The organism is Paenarthrobacter sp. JL.01a (genome assembly GCF_025452095.1).
Taxonomy (GTDB): domain Bacteria; phylum Actinomycetota; class Actinomycetes; order Actinomycetales; family Micrococcaceae; genus Arthrobacter.
Window position 1 is genome coordinate 179,550 of the sequence record NZ_CP104877.1, and the last position, 15,066, is coordinate 194,615.

Genomic DNA, 15,066 nt, shown 5'->3' on the forward strand with positions numbered 1-15,066 from the left:
CCCTTTTTGGTCGCTGCGCATCCATGCTGGGAATTTTCTGTGAATCCGCGGCACTGGAAAGTGACCTGGGCTTCATTTTGATCCCGTGAATCCCCGCCGGAGCATCCGCCCACGGCGGGGTCGGCGGGAGCCCTGGAGGACCGCCGGCCGGCAGAGGGGAGGATGTCACCGCCGTCGTTCCCGGTCAAGGGTTCCAAACGGATTTATTCCGCAACAGCGTCATGTTTCCCCTGTGGCGAACACGCTCCAAAAGTCTTCTCCGGGCACGTAGCATCAAAGTACGTCGTAGCTAGGAGTGTGGCGAAATGTTTGAGAGATTTACGGACCGTGCCCGTCGCGTGGTCGTCCTTGCCCAAGAAGAGGCAAGGATGCTCAACCACAATTACATCGGTACCGAGCACATCCTCTTGGGTCTGATCCACGAGGGTGAAGGCGTTGCAGCCAAGGCGCTCGAGTCCCTGAGCATTTCGCTCGATGGCGTCCGCGAGCAAGTGCAGGAGATCATCGGCCAGGGCCAGCAAGCCCCGTCCGGTCACATCCCCTTCACGCCGCGCGCCAAGAAGGTGCTTGAGCTTTCGCTCCGCGAAGCACTGCAGCTCGGCCACAACTACATCGGTACCGAGCACATCCTGCTCGGCCTCATTCGCGAAGGCGAAGGCGTGGCCGCCCAGGTGCTGGTCAAGCTTGGTGCGGACCTGAACCGGGTCCGGCAGCAGGTTATCCAGCTGCTCTCCGGCTACCAGGGCAAGGAAACCGCCGGAAGCGGTTCCGGCCAGGGCCAGCCCGAAGGTACCCCTGCCGGCTCGGTGGTCCTGGACCAGTTCGGCCGCAACCTCACCCAGGCTGCCCGCGAAAACAAGCTCGATCCCGTGATCGGCCGCGAGCAGGAGATGGAACGCGTCATGCAGGTCCTCTCCCGCCGTACCAAGAACAACCCCGTGCTGATCGGCGAGCCCGGCGTCGGCAAGACCGCCGTCGTCGAAGGCCTCGCCCAGGCGATCGTCCGCGGCGATGTCCCGGAAACCATCAAGGACAAGCAGCTTTACACGCTGGACCTTGGTTCCCTGGTTGCCGGTTCCCGTTACCGTGGTGACTTCGAAGAGCGCCTGAAGAAGGTCCTCAAGGAGATCCGCACCCGTGGCGACATCATCCTGTTCATTGACGAGATCCACACCCTCGTCGGTGCAGGTGCCGCAGAAGGTGCCATCGATGCTGCGTCCATCCTGAAGCCGATGCTCGCCCGTGGCGAACTCCAGACCATTGGTGCCACCACCCTGGACGAGTACCGCAAGCACATCGAGAAGGATGCCGCCCTCGAGCGCCGCTTCCAGCCAATCCAGGTCAAGGAACCCTCTGTTGCACACGCGATCGAGATCCTCAAGGGCCTGCGGGACCGTTACGAGGCACACCACCGCGTCACGATCACCGACGGCGCACTGGCCTCCGCCGCGCAGCTCGCCGAACGGTACATCTCGGACCGCTTCCTGCCGGACAAGGCCATCGACCTCATCGATGAAGCCGGCGCACGCCTGCGCATCCGGCGCATGACCGCCCCGCCGGAGCTCAAGGCCATGGACGAGCGCATTGCCGACGTCAAGATGGAGAAGGAATCCGCCATCGACGCCCAAGACTTCGAGGGTGCTGCCTCGCTGCGCGACAAGGAGCAGAAGCTCATTGCCGAACGCGCGGAGAAGGAGCGCACCTGGAAGTCCGGCGGCATGGACGACATCTCCGAGGTTGACGAAGACCTGATTGCGGAGGTTCTCGCGAACTCCACCGGCATCCCGGTCTTCAAGCTCACCGAGGAAGAGTCGTCGCGGCTCCTCAAGATGGAAGACGAACTGCACAAGCGTGTCGTCGGCCAGGACGAGGCCATCAAGGCCCTGTCGCAGGCTATCCGCCGTACCCGTGCAGGCCTGAAGGACCCCAAGCGTCCGGGTGGTTCGTTCATCTTCGCCGGCCCCACCGGCGTCGGAAAGACCGAGCTCGCCAAGGCGCTGGCCGAGTTCCTGTTCGGTGAAGAGGACGCCCTCATCACGCTGGACATGTCCGAGTACTCCGAGAAGCACACGGTTTCGCGTCTCTTCGGTGCACCTCCGGGCTACGTCGGCTACGAAGAGGGCGGCCAGCTGACCGAGAAGGTCCGTCGTCGTCCGTTCTCCGTGGTGCTGTTCGACGAAGTTGAGAAGGCACACGCCGATCTCTTCAACTCGCTGCTGCAGATTCTGGAAGACGGCCGCCTGACCGACTCCCAGGGCCGCGTGGTGGACTTCAAGAACACCGTGATCATCATGACCACCAACCTGGGTACCCGCGACATCTCCAAGAGCGTCGCGACCGGCTTCCAGTCCGGCACGGACACCCAGACCGGCTACAACCGGATGCGTGCACGGGTCACGGAAGAGCTCAAGCAGCACTTCCGCCCCGAGTTCCTCAACCGCGTTGACGACGTCGTGGTGTTCCCTCAGCTGACGCAGGACGAGATCATCGAGATCGTGGACCTGTTCGTCACCCGCCTGGAGCGTCGCCTCAAGGACAAGGACATGGGCATCGAGCTCACCAAGGCCGCCAAGGTCCTGCTCGCTACCCGCGGTTACGACCCCGCAATGGGTGCCCGGCCGCTGCGCCGCACCATCCAGCGCGAGATCGAGGACCAACTGTCCGAGAAGATCCTGTTCGGCGACATCCACACCGGCGACATCGTTGTGGTGGACGTCGAGGGTGAAGGTGATGACGCCAAGTTCACGTTCGAAGGCAACGCCAAGCCGCGCATCCCGGAGATTGCTCCTACCGCGTAAGTTATCTGGCCTGGCCCAACGAAAGCCCCGTTCATTCCGAAAGGAGTGGGCGGGGCTTTCCCGTGCCCCCGACCGCCCGTGCTCTGCCGCCCGTGGAGTTTTTGTACAGCTAATGACGTTATCGTGGCCTTATAAGGGCAGCATCTGTACAAAAACTCCAGTGGGGGAGGGAAGCATGCGCGTTTTGATGGTGGCTCCCGGTACCAGGGGTGACGTTGCGCCCATGGCGGGCCTCGGATCCCGCCTGCAGCACTTGGGCTATGAGGTCGCTATTGCCGCCAACCCTGCGTACGCTGCACTGGTTTTCGAGTCCGGCTGTGAATTCAGGCCACTACAGGGGGACTTGGCCCGGCTCATCAGGCGGCCGGCTCCAGGGGCGAAGCCGGAACCGGGCAACCTCGTGGAGTTCTGGCGCCAGCTGGGGCAGTACATGGAGAATGCCGCGATCGGCACGCTGGCCGCAGCCGAAGCCGGAGCCGACGTCATTCTGGCGAACTCGGTAGCGCCCTACGCGTACGACGTTGCTGAAGCCTTCGGCATCCCAGCCATCGGGGCCCATCTGCAACCCACGGAACCCAGCTCTGCCTACCCGCCGGTGATCATGAACTCGGCGCGAAGCCTTGGCCCTTGGGGCAACAAGCTTATTGGCGAGCGTGCTGCAGCAGGGCCGGCCCCCTATGACGGACCCAGCAGGCGGCTTCGCAAGGCCCTGGGCCTGACCAAAGAAAGCAGGGCCGCGGGCGAGAGGCGTAGAAGGAAGGCCCGGGCAACCACGCTCCACGGCATCAGCCCCACGGTGCTTCCGCGTCCTTCAGATTGGCACGACGGACTGGTCATGGCCGGATACTGGTGGCCTGCAAGCAGGCAGGACTGGGAGCCCACGAGGGATCTGGTGGACTTCCTCGGGGACGGACCACCGCCGGTCTTCGTTGGCTTTGGCAGCAGTGCCCACATTGACCCCGACTTCATCCTCGAGGCTACTCGGCGGGCCGGCACCAGGGCTGTGGTGCAAGGGGCGGAGGGAGTCCTGGGCGATGACGCAATCGGCGTCGGGGATGTTCCCCATGAGTGGCTGTTTCCGCGGATGGCCGCGGTGGTGCATCACGCGGGGGCTGGAACGACGGCGGCCGGCTTCCGGGCCGGTGTCCCTGCGGTAGCCGTACCGGTGTACACCGACCAACCACTGTGGGCCTCAAGGATTGCCGCGCTCGGGGTTGGTCCCCGCCCACTTCCGCACAAGACGCTGACTCCGGAGCGCCTCGGCGAGGCTATTGCGAAAGCCGCCCACACGCCGTCGTACAGTCTGCGGGCGAAGGAAATCGCGGCAGCCGTCGCCGAAGAAGACGGGACCACCCCGGTCGTTGACGCACTGCGGCGGATCGAAGCTGGAAGGAATATCTGAAAGTAGTGTTTCACTCTAAGTGAACCTGACTGTGATGACGAACACATTCGGTGTTGAATCGGAGCATGGACTCTGCTGATACCTCGGGCGCGCAGCCCGAAACCCCCTTTCGCGACCTGGACCACTACCTCGCAATCCCGCGGGTAGGAGGCCTGGCGCTCAGCCCGGATGGCAGTCGCCTGGTCACCACCGTGACGACGTTGAACTCCAAAGGAACCGCGTTTACTACCGCCCTGTGGGAGCTGGACCCAGCAGGCGAAAGCCGTGCGCGCCGGATCACCCGCAGTTCCAAGGGCGAAACCGGTGCTGCCTTCGCGGCCAACGGCGACCTCTACTTCACTTCGGCCCGCCCGGACCCTGAAAGCCCCGACGCTGACCCCGTCAACGCGCTGTGGCTGCTCCCGTCCGACGGCGGTGAAGCGCGCGTGGTTCACTCGCGTCCCGGGGGCATCAGTTCGGTCATGACGGCCAAGAGCGCCGACGCAACGTTCATCAACGCAGAGGTCCTTGCCGGCTCAACCGACGAGGAAAACGATGAAGAACGCAGGAAGGCCCGCAAGGACAACAAGGTCTCGGCCATCCTGCACAGCGGCTACCCCGTCCGCTATTGGGATGCCGACCTCGGGCCTGCGGAGCCGCGGATCTTTGCGGTGGAGCCTGGTGAAGAGAAGGAACCCGGCAAACCCTCGACGGTGGACGCCACCGCGCCGCTGAAGCTGCGGAACCTGACATCCGGCGTCGGAAGTTCGCTTCGGGAAGCAAAAACGGTGGTGAGCCCTGATGGCAAAACCATCTACACCAGCATGGCCAAGGCGCTGGCCAAAGCCGACAGCCGCCAGGTCCTGGCCGCCATAGACGTGGCTACCGGTGCCGTCAAGGTGCTGCTCGACCACGCAGGAATGAGCTACTTCCCGGGTCCCGTCAGCCCGGATAACCGGACGCTGGTGGTGGAGAGCGAGAGTGACACAACGCCCACCCAGGCGCCCCAGGTGAAGCTGCACCTGCTGAACGTCGCCGGCGGTGAAACCACTGACCTGCAACCCCTGGCTCATGAGTGGGATCGATGGGCTACCGCACTGGCGTGGCTCCCGGACGGAACTGCCATCCTGGCGAAGGCGGACGACGACGGCGCGTCGCCGGTTTTCCGGATCGACGTCGCTGACGGTGGGGTCACGCAGGTGACGAGGGACGGCGCGGCCTATACCGACGTCGAGGTTTCTCCCGACGGAAGCGTGGCCTATGCGCTGCGCAGCTCCTATGAATTCCCCGCCGAAGCAGTGCGGATCGACCTCGCCACGGGAGAAGTGGTCCGCCTGCAGGCTCCGGCGGATCGCCCCGTGTACAAGGGCCGGCTTGAACGCGTGGAGGCAACAGCCGACGACGGCGCGCGGGTCCCTGCGTACCTCGCCCTCCCGGATGATGCCTCGGCCGACAATCCCGCGCCGCTCCTGCTGTGGATCCATGGAGGGCCCCTGGGCTCGTGGAATGCCTGGACTTGGCGCTGGAACCCGTGGCTGTTGGTAGCCAAGGGCTACGCCGTCCTGCTGCCCGATCCAGCCCTGTCCACCGGCTACGGGCAGGACTTCATCCAGCGCGGATGGGGCGAATGGGGAAAGAAGCCCTTTACGGACCTTATGGCCATCACCGATGCCGCGGTGGCGCGACCCGATATTGACGAATCGCGGACCGCCGCGATGGGTGGCTCGTTCGGTGGCTACATGGCGAACTGGGTGGCCGGGCAAACGGACCGTTTCAAGGCCATCGTCACGCATGCCAGCCTGTGGGCGCTGGACCAGTTCGGGCCTACCACGGATGCTGCCCAGTACTGGCTGAAGGAAATGACCGCTGAGATGGCCATGGAGAATTCGCCGCACCTGAACGTGGGCGACATCAAGACGCCCATGCTGGTGATCCACGGTGACAAGGACTACCGGGTGCCGATCGGCGAGGGCTTGCGGCTTTGGTACGAGCTCCTGTCCTCTTCCCAGCTGCCGGCTGACGACAACGGCCAGAGCCCGCACCGCTTCCTGTACTTCCCGGATGAGAACCACTGGATCCTGCAACCGCAGCACGCCAAGGTTTGGTACGGCGTCGTGGAGCACTTCCTGGCCAAGCAGGTTCTGGGCAAGGATGTGGCGCTGCCCGAAGAGTTGGGAGTGTAGGTGTGTCCGGAGGCTGGCGGATCAGCCTCCGGACATCCGTCGGATCGTCGCCCACCTGCCTTCACGAAGCTGCCCCTTCCGCCCATCTCGCTAGGATGGGGGAGTGACTTCCTACTTCACCCTTCGCCCTGCCCGCACCAGCGACGTGGCGGCCATTAAAAGGCTGGTTGCTCCACTGGCGGAGGAGCGGATTCTCATGGCGAAGGAGACGGTGGCCTACTACGAGAGCCTCCAGGAATTCCGGATCGCCGAATCCGACGCCGGCGAGGTTATCGGCTGCGGCGCACTGCATGTGATGTGGGAAGACCTGGCCGAAATCCGCACGCTGGCGGCGGCAGACTCCTGGCGCGGACGCGGCGTCGGGCACACCCTGGTGGAAGATCTCCTGGAAGAAGCACGTGCCCTGGGTGTGAGCCGGGTCTTCTGCCTGACCTTCGAGGTGGACTTCTTCAAGCGCCACGGATTCGAGGTCATGGCGGACCAGTCCGCGGTGGATCCGCAGGTGTACTCGGAGTTGCTGCGCTCGCATGACGAGGGTGTGGCGGAGTTCCTGGACCTTGCCCGGGTCAAGCCCAACACCTTGGGCAACACCCGCATGATCAAGCAGCTCTAGGCCTTGACAACCGCCGCCCGATTATGGGTGATTTAAAACCTCTTCTCTTATATCCAGTTGATGGATAAACTGATCACGGCTTGCTGGGGAAGCTTCCACTACTCGGTCAATGTGAGAGAAGATCATGCAGTCCCACGCGTCCATTTCAGATGTTTCAGAACTCCAACTCAGCGTGCGCGGGCCAGTGTTCACGCCTGCCAATCCCGGCTTCGCCGCAGAAGTAGCGGCTTTCAATCTATCCACCCGGCACCAGCCGGACCTTGCCTTCGGCGCCCTCGATGCGGAGGACGTCACGGCGGCGGTCCGTTGGGCTGCGGAACGTCGGATGCCTGTTTCCGTGCAATCCACGGGTCACGGTGCCACCAACGCCATTGAAGGTGGCCTGCTCATCAGTACGCGCCGCATGCTGGAGCTCAGTATCGATCCCGTCGAGAAGACCGCCCGTGTCGGAGCGGGTGTCCGGTGGAGGGCAGTGGTGGACCACGCGGCCACCTTCGGTTTGATGGGCCTCTGCGGCTCAACTACCGACGTCGGCGTGGTGGGCTACACGCTTGGCGGCGGTTTGCCCATACTTGGCCGCAAGTACGGCTTCGCCTCGGACCATGTAATCGCCTTTGAACTCGTCACCGCCGACGGCACCCAGCGCCGGGTGAGCAAAGACGAGAACTCCGAATTGTTCTACCTCTTGCGGGGCGGAAAGGGGAACCTCGGCATCGTCACGGCCATGGAATTCCACCTGTTTCCCAGCTCGGACCTCTTCGCCGGCGGCCTCTACTACGACGGCGAGCACGCCCCGGCCGTGCTCCAGCAGTTCAGCGAATGGGTGCCGGAGCTGCCCAAGGAGGCATCGGCGTCGTTGGCCTTCCTTCGCCTGCCGGACATGGACATCGTCCCCGAACCGCTGCGCGGAAGATTCGTAGTGCACCTGCGGTATGCCTACCAGGGCGACGCCGCGGTGGCCACCCAGCTGCTGGAGCCGATGCGCCGGAGTGCTCCCTTCATGATGGACGGAACCGGTCCCTTGGATTCCACCCAAATGGATATGGTGCATCAGGACCCTGATCAGCCCGTCCCCGTGCGGGAGCGGGGTTTCCTGCTGGATCGTCTGGACCAGGGGGCCAAGGACGCCATCCTTCGGCACTTCGGCCCTGGTGTCCCAAGCCCCGTGCTCATGGCGGAAATCCGGCTCCTTGGCGGGGCCCTGGCCACCTGCGCGGATGGCGAGGACATGGTGGGAGCGCGCGATGCTGCGTTCAGCTTCTTTATGGCCGGCATGGCCGTCCCGCCTGTGGCGGAGCTGCTTCCGGGGGTGTTCGACGCCGTTCGTGAGGACCTGCGCCCGGCCTCCAGCGGCGGAACTTTCGTCAACCTGCACGGACATTTTGTGGACGCCGAGGACAGGGAACGGCCGTGGGGGCCAAGCGTCCGTGAACGGCTCCGCAAGGCGAAGGCCGAAGTGGATCCGCAGAATATGTTCAGTTTTGGGCACGTCGTAGGGCTGCCGGTCATCGATCAGACCGTCCTGCTCGAAGACGTTGCCACCGCTGGCGGCGACGCCGTGCTGAACAGCTGAAGGGGATGCGGACAATGGACCATAGGGTCACATTTCCCGATTTCTCGGCGTTCCAGATCGACCTCCCCAACGGGCCGTGGCCGCATGATGCTTCCTGGTCCGGCGACCGGCACAGCGACCCGGATCTCTACTCGGCTTTCTGGCCGGAGTTCCCGGTGCGGCAGGAGGCCAGTGAGGTGACGGAACCGTCCGGCGAGGAGTAGCCCGCAAGGCCTACCGGGGCCACGGCCCCGGTAGTAGGGTCAGAGCACCAGCCACACCACGCCAGGAGCATCCAATGAAAAAGCTCATCAATGATCCGCGTGCCGTGGTGGACGAGTCCGTCGAAGGGTTCGGCATGGCGCATGCCGACATCGTGGACGTCCACCCCGAGCCGAAGTTCGTCGTCCGGAAAGGTGCACCGGTAAAGGGCAAGGTCGCCCTAGTTTCCGGCGGAGGCAGCGGCCACGAGCCCCTGCACGCGGGCTTCGTCGGGCTCGGCATGCTCGACGCCGCTGTCCCGGGTGCCGTCTTCACCTCGCCCACCCCTGACCAGATCATTCCGGCCACCGTCGCGGTCGACTCAGGCGCCGGCGTCGTCCATATCGTGAAGAACTACACCGGCGACGTCCTGAACTTCGAGACCGCGGCCGAGATGGCGCAGGCCGAGGGCGTTCACGTGCGTTCGGTCCTGGTCAACGACGACGTCGCCGTGGAGGACTCGCTGTACACGGCCGGGCGCCGTGGTGTTGGCGGAACCGTCTTGGTGGAGAAGATCGCAGGTGCTGCGGCGGAGCGCGGAGACGATCTTGACGCCGTCACGGCCATCGCCGAAAGGGTGGTGGCCAACGTGCGGACAATGGGCGTGGCCCTGTCCGGGTGCACCGTGCCGCACGCGGGAACACCGAGTTTCGAGCTCGCCGACGACGAAATTGAGATCGGCATCGGAATCCACGGCGAGCCGGGCCGCCACAGGATCGCCATGGAAGGAGCCGACGCCATCACCGACCGGCTCCTGGAACCAGTGCTGGAGGACCTTGGCCTGAGTTCCAAGGTGCTGCTGTTCGTCAACGGAATGGGAGGGACTCCGCAGAGCGAGCTGTACATCGTGTACCGGCACGCCGCGCAGGTTCTTGCTGAACGTGGCGTCACGGTGGAGCGCTCCCTGGTGGGGAACTATGTGACGTCCCTGGAGATGCAGGGGTGCTCCGTGTCCGTGCTGCGCCTGGACGACGAGATGACAGGGCTCTGGGACGCTCCCGTCCACACTGCCGCGCTGCGATGGGGAGCCTGAGCATGGGGCTGGACGTCAAGTGGGCGCAGGATTGGCTGAGGCTGTCCGCCAAAGCGATGGCTGAGCACAGGGTCGAGCTGATTGAGCTGGACCGGGCCATCGGGGATTCCGACCACGGAGAGAACATGGACCGCGGTTTCCAGGCGGTGCTGCAGAAGCTTGATGAAAGCCCGCCTGAAACCCCTGGTGCCGCGTTGAAGGCCGCCGCCATGGCGCTCATGTCCAAAGTGGGTGGAGCAGCCGGGCCGCTTTACGGAACGGCCTACCTGCGCGCGGCCACCTCGCTGGGCGACACGGTCGACGTCGACCCGGAGGCGCTCGCAGCGGCCCTCGCTGCAGCGCTGGACGGGGTTGTGGCGCGTGGAAAGGCCGAGCCTGGGGACAAGACAATGGTCGATGCGTGGACGCCGGCAGTCGAGGCTGCTGCGAAGGCGGCGGCCGACGGCGCAGAACCGTCGGCCGTGCTGGAAGCGGCCGCCAAGGCAGCGGAGGAAGGTGCCGGGGCGACGGATCCACTGGTGGCACGAAAGGGCCGGGCCAGCTACCTTGGCGACCGCAGCGCCGGCCACCGGGACCCCGGAGCGGCATCAACCGCGCTCCTGCTGCGGGCAGCTGCCGAGGCAGCCGCCGCATCCGGCAGTACGGGAGCGACCGGATGACGGTTGGGATTGTGGTGGTGTCGCACAGCAGCAAGATCGCTGAAGGAGCCGTTGAACTCGCCGCCCAGATGGCGCCCGACGTCGGATTGGTCGCCGCCGGGGGCACTGACGACGGCCGGATCGGGACCAGCCTGGAGAAGGTGCTGGCCGCCGTCGAGCAGTCCCTGGTGGATTCCGGTGGCGACGGCGTTGTTGTGCTGACCGACCTTGGCTCGGCAGTAATGACGGCTGAATCCGCGATGGAATTCGCCAGCAATCCGGACGCCGTGCGACTGGCCGACGCGCCATTGGTGGAGGGGCTCGTCGCGGCGGCTGTGTCCGCGCAAGGGGGAGCCGGCGTCGAGGATGTCCGCAAGGCGGCCGAGGCGGCCGGCTCAACCAAGGACTCCGAATCGGCCAAGCGTACTGACCTGCCCGATCCGTATGGACAGGATGAGCCGGACGCGAGCGGAGACTTCGAACTCATCAACCCCATGGGGATGCACGCACGGCCAGCGGCAAAGATCGCCGGTGGCCTGTCCGGGCTGGACGCTGAGGTGACGGTGAACGGCGTCGACGGCATGTCCATCATGGCGCTCATGGCGCTCGCCGCCGGGCAGGGCTCCAGCCTCCATGTCGAAGCCCGGGGCAAGGACGCGTCCAAGGCCGTTGAGTACGTGGGCCGCTTGGTCAAGGAGGGTTTCGGTGAGCTTTAGTTCCAGCGGATTTTGGCCGAAATATTGCTAAGTACACTGATTAGTGATGTTGTAGAGGTACAAGGTTCCTACGACGAAAGAGGTGCGACATGGGTGCTGACGACAAGTTGGAGAACACCGGCGAGAAGCTTGGCGGCAAGGCCAAGGAAGCTGCAGGCAAGCTGACGGACGACAAGGGCCTCGAAGCCGAAGGCAAAGGCGACCAGGTCAAGGCTGACCTGAAGAACGCCGGCGAAAAGGTGAAGGACGCCTTCAAGAAGGATTAGGAATGTGGACAGGGCCGCTGCGCTTGCAGCGGCCCTGTCGCGTTGTATGAACTTCTTGTGCGAAGCGCCGCTCCAGCGGTGCGCTGATTGATGGAGGATCGTCGTGAACATAGTGGTAAAGCTGTTTGGACTCGCCGTGAGCCTGGGTGCCGGTGCGCTCGCCAACAAAACGCTGGAGGGGCTCTGGGAGAAGAAAACCGGCAAGCCCGCACCCAAGGACGGCACGGACCTCGATGACTCCCTGCCAGGTGTCCTGGTGTTCGCCGTCGTGTCCGCAGCTGTCGGCGCAGTGGTTCACGTACTCACCCAGCGGGGCACCAAGAGTGCCCTGGCCCGCATGCAAAAGACGGCTGACGAGGTCTGAACCATGGCTATAGCCAAATTCCCCAACGTTGTTCTTGATTGCCCCGACGCGGCCGCATTGGCCGCCTTCTACGGCGAGCTTTTCGGCTGGGAAGTCAAAGGCAAGGAAGACTGGTACGAGATCCGCCCCAGTGACGGCAGCAACTGCATCTCCTTCCAGCAGGTGGAGGTTTACCAGGCTCCTGTATGGCCCGGGCAGACCATCCCGCAGCAAATGCACCTGGACATGGTGGTGGAGGACCTGGACAAGGGCGAGGAGCCTGTGCTGGCCCTTGGCGCGACCAAGGCGGACCACCAGCCGGGCGAAACATTCCGGGTTTTCCTTGACCCGGCCGGCCACCCCTTCTGCCTCTGCCTCAGCTAGCCGCTTGGGCCGGCCGGCCCGCTTGGGCCGGTCAGCCCTGCTGGGCTGCCCACTCTTCCACCCGGCGGTTGCTTTCTTCCTCGGAAAGGTCTTCAACCCGGGTCATGATGGACCAGCGAACGCCGAAGGGATCGCGGATGCTGGCGTAGCGGTCACCTGAAACAAAGGTGGTCAGCGGCTCGCGGACAGTGGCGCCGGCTTGCTCCGCCTTTCGGACCAGACCATCCGCGTCCGCGCAGTACAGGCCCATGGTGTAGCAGTCGTCCTCACCGTCCGGTGCCGGTACCAGGTGATACTCCGGGTTCGGCTCGCCGAGCTGGAGGTGGCCGTTTCCGAAGTCCAGTTCCGCGTGCACCACCACTCCGCCCATGTCGGTCTGGCCCACCACGCGGGCTCCGAAGACGTCGCGGTAGAACGCAATGGCTTCCCGGGCGTTGGGCACGGCCAGGAAGGGCGTGAGGCTGGTCAGCCCGTTGGGGACGCCGCGGGTGGTGTACTGCCCATCGGCTGCCGTGGTTGATTCTGTGCTTGTAGTATCGGTCATGGCTACGACGCTACGCTCCGGCCGCGCAGGGGCGCTTGCAGATTCGCGACAGGTTTGGAGGTCCGTTGGAGAGCTCCTTCAAGGGCATCCTGTATCCGGCGCGGCTGCCCACTTTCCATCGGCTGCCCGCCCCGGACGCCGTCGCGGAGCTCGTGGAATGGTTCTGGATTCCCGAATGGGACATCGAGCCTGGCCGCTCTTCCCGGCAACATGTGATCGCCTACCCTGCCTCCAACCTGGTGGTCCAAGGTGGTGGCGTCGCGTTTTCCGGCCCAACCACCCGTGCCGGTTTCCGCGACCTCAGCGGCAAAGGTTGGGCCGTGGGCGCCCTGCTCCGGCCCGCCGCGGTGCCCCTGTTCACGGATGACCCCGAGGCCTTGCGCGACCAGGAAGTCGCCTTACCGCTGGATGGCCTTCACGCCGCGGTTGCTGCCGCCATGGACCTGCTTCCCGACGCGGCAACGCCCGTCGGCGGCGCCCGCCGGGAGCGTGCAGTGGCCGCCTTTGCTGCGTGGCTGGCTTCCAGGGATGTTGTTCCCACAGAAGAGGCGCTGCTCGCCAACCGCATGGTGGATGTGATCGCTTCCGACCCCGACGTACTCCTGCTTGAGGATGCCGCACGGCGCTTGGCGGTATCGCCCAGGACCCTGCAACGGATTGCGAAGAAGTACGTCGGGCTCAGCCCTTCTGCCCTCATCCGGCGTCGAAGGCTGCAGGACGCCGCCGAGCGCGCAAGGTCCGATCCAACAGCGGACCTTGCGGCGATCGCCGTCGAACTTGGCTACGCGGACCACGCGCACCTGACGAACGACTTCCGGAAGTACCTGGGCTTTACGCCGAGTACGTATCGGAGGATTGTTGATGGCTAGCGGATCTCTTCGGGTTCGCCGGAGTCGGGTTCGCTGAAGTGCCTGCCGAAGGCGGTGTCTGACGCCGGTGTCCTTCGGATCGTTACGCTGCGCCTGTCCGAACGACTGAAGGAATGCCTTGCACGCTCCATAGATTGCCTGGAGCGGCGCAGGAGTGCGGGCAATGACTGACGAGGTTAACAGGATCCGGCCTGCATTCCGCGCCACCATGTCCCTGGCGACACACTTGGCGATGCTGATCGTGGACGCGACGTTAAGGATCAATGATCCACAGTTCCTGCGCCAGGTCCGTCTCGATGAACGGGCCACCCACTCCAATGTCCGACCATGACGGTATCGAAGCCGTTGCTAAGGAATTGCCGGGCCAACTCGTAGCCGATGCCGGAGGAGGCGCCGGTGACGAGGGCGACAGGGTGGCTGTTGGATGCCGCGACCAACAGCTGACTTACTATGTACCTCCAGGGGCAGAACGGTCTTGAAACTCGACCGCCAAAATCGCCCGGGACAGAGTGACCGCACGGTCCGCCAACACCTCAAGTTCGGTGTCGGTGCAATCAGTGGGAGCCCAGCGCGTAGCTCCCTCGAGGAGCGTGACCACCACCCTCACATGCTCCGCCGGCTCCGGGCACCCCATGTCACGCGCGGCTGCCTCATACATTTGCTCGTGTAGTGCCACCCAATCGTCCACCTGTGCCCGTAGATCCTTGGGCAGCACCTCTGCCATCCTGTCTGTGGCGACGAGCAAATCCCAGAGGTTGCTTTCGGGAAGCCGCACCTGGCGTGTGAAGTGAAGCCTGACCATCGCATCCCAGAACTCTTCCGCATTGCGCGCCGGTGCAACGGCTTCGAGCAGGGCGACGCCGAACCTGTGGAAGTGCCAGCGCAGGGATTCGGCGACGATTTCGTCCCGGCCATCGGGGAAGTGGGAGTAGAGGCTGGGAGGCTTGATATTTACGGCATTCGCAATGGTCCGCATCGAGACGGAGTTGAAACCGTTGGCAATGGCGAGCTGCAGGAAGGCCTCAAGGATGTTCTGGCGGCCAGCCTTCTGGCCTGTCCAATTCCATTCCTCCAGCCGCGATTCGAAGGCCTGGGTGGCAGCTTCATAGGACGTCACGCTCATAATCGGTCATCCTAACAGTCGTTAGGTAAATGGAAGCCGAAGTCTTCCCTAACGTCTGTTAGTTAGGTATTCTGAATGTGGCACGGAGCACATGCACCGGCCATCCGAATGGTTTGAGCGGAAGAGCACGCAATGGTCACCCAAAACACGAGCGTGGGGGCCGCTCGGAACAACAACGTCATCCTCGGAAGCGGTCTTTCGGGAATGGTCGCCGCGTATATCGCCGCACGGGCGCTGGAGGACGACGCTTCACACGATAAGAACTGGAGTGCGGAACGGGCGTTCCGTCCCAAGCTGCCGAGGTGGCGGCCACGAAGGACCACGCCTGAAGGACCTGGCCCGGCATTGGCGTCCTGAACCGA

The 15,066-nt window shown here is 64.3% G+C and carries 18 protein-coding genes and 1 pseudogene; 15 read left to right on the forward strand and 4 right to left on the reverse strand.

The genetic code is table 11. From position 1 onward, the window contains the following. The first annotated feature begins 305 nt into the window (after positions 1-305). From N5P29_RS00885 to N5P29_RS00940, 12 genes are all read left to right on the forward strand, one after another. Entirely contained in the window at positions 306-2,798 is a 2,493-nt protein-coding gene (locus N5P29_RS00885) for an ATP-dependent Clp protease ATP-binding subunit (RefSeq protein WP_144663184.1), read from the forward strand. A 175-nt stretch (positions 2,799-2,973) separates the two neighbouring features. Continuing rightward, complete coding sequence (locus tag N5P29_RS00890; RefSeq protein WP_262276830.1) at positions 2,974-4,200, forward strand: glycosyltransferase; 1,227 nt, start codon at positions 2,974-2,976, stop codon at positions 4,198-4,200. Between the two features lie 65 nt (positions 4,201-4,265). Next, complete coding sequence (locus N5P29_RS00895) at positions 4,266-6,362, forward strand: S9 family peptidase (RefSeq protein WP_262276831.1); 2,097 nt, start codon at positions 4,266-4,268, stop codon at positions 6,360-6,362. Positions 6,363-6,465: 103 nt separating this feature from the next. Continuing rightward, positions 6,466-6,975: an amino-acid N-acetyltransferase gene (locus N5P29_RS00900; RefSeq protein ID WP_262276832.1), complete on the forward strand. Its 510-nt coding sequence runs from the start codon at positions 6,466-6,468 to the stop codon at positions 6,973-6,975. Positions 6,976-7,099: 124 nt separating this feature from the next. Beyond that, positions 7,100-8,548, forward strand: coding sequence for an FAD-binding oxidoreductase (locus tag N5P29_RS00905; RefSeq protein ID WP_262276833.1), 1,449 nt, complete (start codon positions 7,100-7,102; stop codon positions 8,546-8,548). A 14-nt stretch (positions 8,549-8,562) separates the two neighbouring features. Further along, the gene (locus N5P29_RS00910; RefSeq protein WP_262276834.1) at positions 8,563-8,751 is read left to right on the forward strand and encodes a hypothetical protein; all 189 of its coding nucleotides are present in this window, start codon (positions 8,563-8,565) and stop codon (positions 8,749-8,751) included. A gap of 74 nt (positions 8,752-8,825) precedes the next feature. Continuing rightward, positions 8,826-9,821 (forward strand): dihydroxyacetone kinase subunit DhaK, encoded by a 996-nt coding sequence (gene dhaK / locus N5P29_RS00915; RefSeq protein ID WP_262276835.1) that lies wholly within the window; start codon positions 8,826-8,828, stop codon positions 9,819-9,821. 2 nt (positions 9,822-9,823) lie between these two features. Further along, positions 9,824-10,480 (forward strand): dihydroxyacetone kinase subunit DhaL, encoded by a 657-nt coding sequence (gene dhaL, locus N5P29_RS00920; RefSeq protein ID WP_262276836.1) that lies wholly within the window; start codon positions 9,824-9,826, stop codon positions 10,478-10,480. Beyond that, a complete protein-coding gene (gene dhaM, locus N5P29_RS00925) occupies positions 10,477-11,175 on the forward strand; it encodes a dihydroxyacetone kinase phosphoryl donor subunit DhaM (protein ID WP_262276837.1) in 699 nt (232 codons plus the stop codon). The genes dhaL and dhaM overlap by 4 nt, the downstream gene beginning before the upstream one ends. 89 nt (positions 11,176-11,264) lie before the next feature. Then, entirely contained in the window at positions 11,265-11,441 is a 177-nt protein-coding gene (locus tag N5P29_RS00930) for a CsbD family protein (RefSeq protein WP_144663172.1), read from the forward strand. 103 nt (positions 11,442-11,544) lie between these two features. Further along, on the forward strand, positions 11,545-11,805 hold the full coding sequence (locus N5P29_RS00935) for a DUF4235 domain-containing protein (RefSeq protein WP_144663171.1): 261 nt from the start codon (positions 11,545-11,547) through the stop codon (positions 11,803-11,805). A gap of 3 nt (positions 11,806-11,808) precedes the next feature. Beyond that, positions 11,809-12,168 carry a VOC family protein gene (locus tag N5P29_RS00940; RefSeq protein ID WP_262276838.1) on the forward strand — a complete coding sequence of 120 codons (360 nt, stop codon included), beginning with the start codon at positions 11,809-11,811 and terminating at the stop codon, positions 12,166-12,168. 31 nt (positions 12,169-12,199) lie between these two features. Here the strand turns inward: N5P29_RS00940 and N5P29_RS00945 are convergent, their stop codons facing one another. Then, on the reverse strand, positions 12,200-12,712 hold the full coding sequence (locus N5P29_RS00945; protein WP_262276839.1) for a VOC family protein: 513 nt from the start codon (positions 12,710-12,712) through the stop codon (positions 12,200-12,202). Between the two features lie 65 nt (positions 12,713-12,777). Here N5P29_RS00945 and N5P29_RS00950 point away from each other — a divergent pair, with 65 nt between their 5' ends. Then, positions 12,778-13,581 carry an AraC family transcriptional regulator gene (locus N5P29_RS00950; protein WP_262276840.1) on the forward strand — a complete coding sequence of 268 codons (804 nt, stop codon included), beginning with the start codon at positions 12,778-12,780 and terminating at the stop codon, positions 13,579-13,581. 117 nt (positions 13,582-13,698) lie between these two features. Here N5P29_RS00950 and N5P29_RS21045 read toward each other — a convergent pair. Beyond that, positions 13,699-13,788 (reverse strand): annotated as a pseudogene (locus N5P29_RS21045) (hypothetical protein); the annotation flags it as partial. Between N5P29_RS21045 and N5P29_RS00955 the strand changes: the two are divergent. Continuing rightward, on the forward strand, positions 13,745-13,912 hold the full coding sequence (locus tag N5P29_RS00955) for a hypothetical protein (protein ID WP_262276841.1): 168 nt from the start codon (positions 13,745-13,747) through the stop codon (positions 13,910-13,912). The pseudogene N5P29_RS21045 and the gene N5P29_RS00955 overlap by 44 nt on opposite strands. Here the strand turns inward: N5P29_RS00955 and N5P29_RS21050 are convergent. Continuing rightward, positions 13,842-14,018 (reverse strand): SDR family NAD(P)-dependent oxidoreductase, encoded by a 177-nt coding sequence (locus tag N5P29_RS21050; RefSeq protein ID WP_400372342.1) that lies wholly within the window; start codon positions 14,016-14,018, stop codon positions 13,842-13,844. The two genes, N5P29_RS00955 and N5P29_RS21050, sit on opposite strands and share 71 nt — an antisense overlap. 11 nt (positions 14,019-14,029) lie before the next feature. Beyond that, the gene (locus N5P29_RS00960) at positions 14,030-14,704 is read right to left on the reverse strand and encodes a TetR/AcrR family transcriptional regulator (protein WP_262276842.1); all 675 of its coding nucleotides are present in this window, start codon (positions 14,702-14,704) and stop codon (positions 14,030-14,032) included. Between the two features lie 132 nt (positions 14,705-14,836). On the opposite strand from N5P29_RS00960, the gene N5P29_RS00965 reads away from it, so the two are divergent. After that, a complete protein-coding gene (locus N5P29_RS00965) occupies positions 14,837-15,061 on the forward strand; it encodes an NAD(P)/FAD-dependent oxidoreductase (RefSeq protein WP_186313718.1) in 225 nt (74 codons plus the stop codon). The last annotated feature ends 5 nt before the right edge of the window (positions 15,062-15,066 follow it).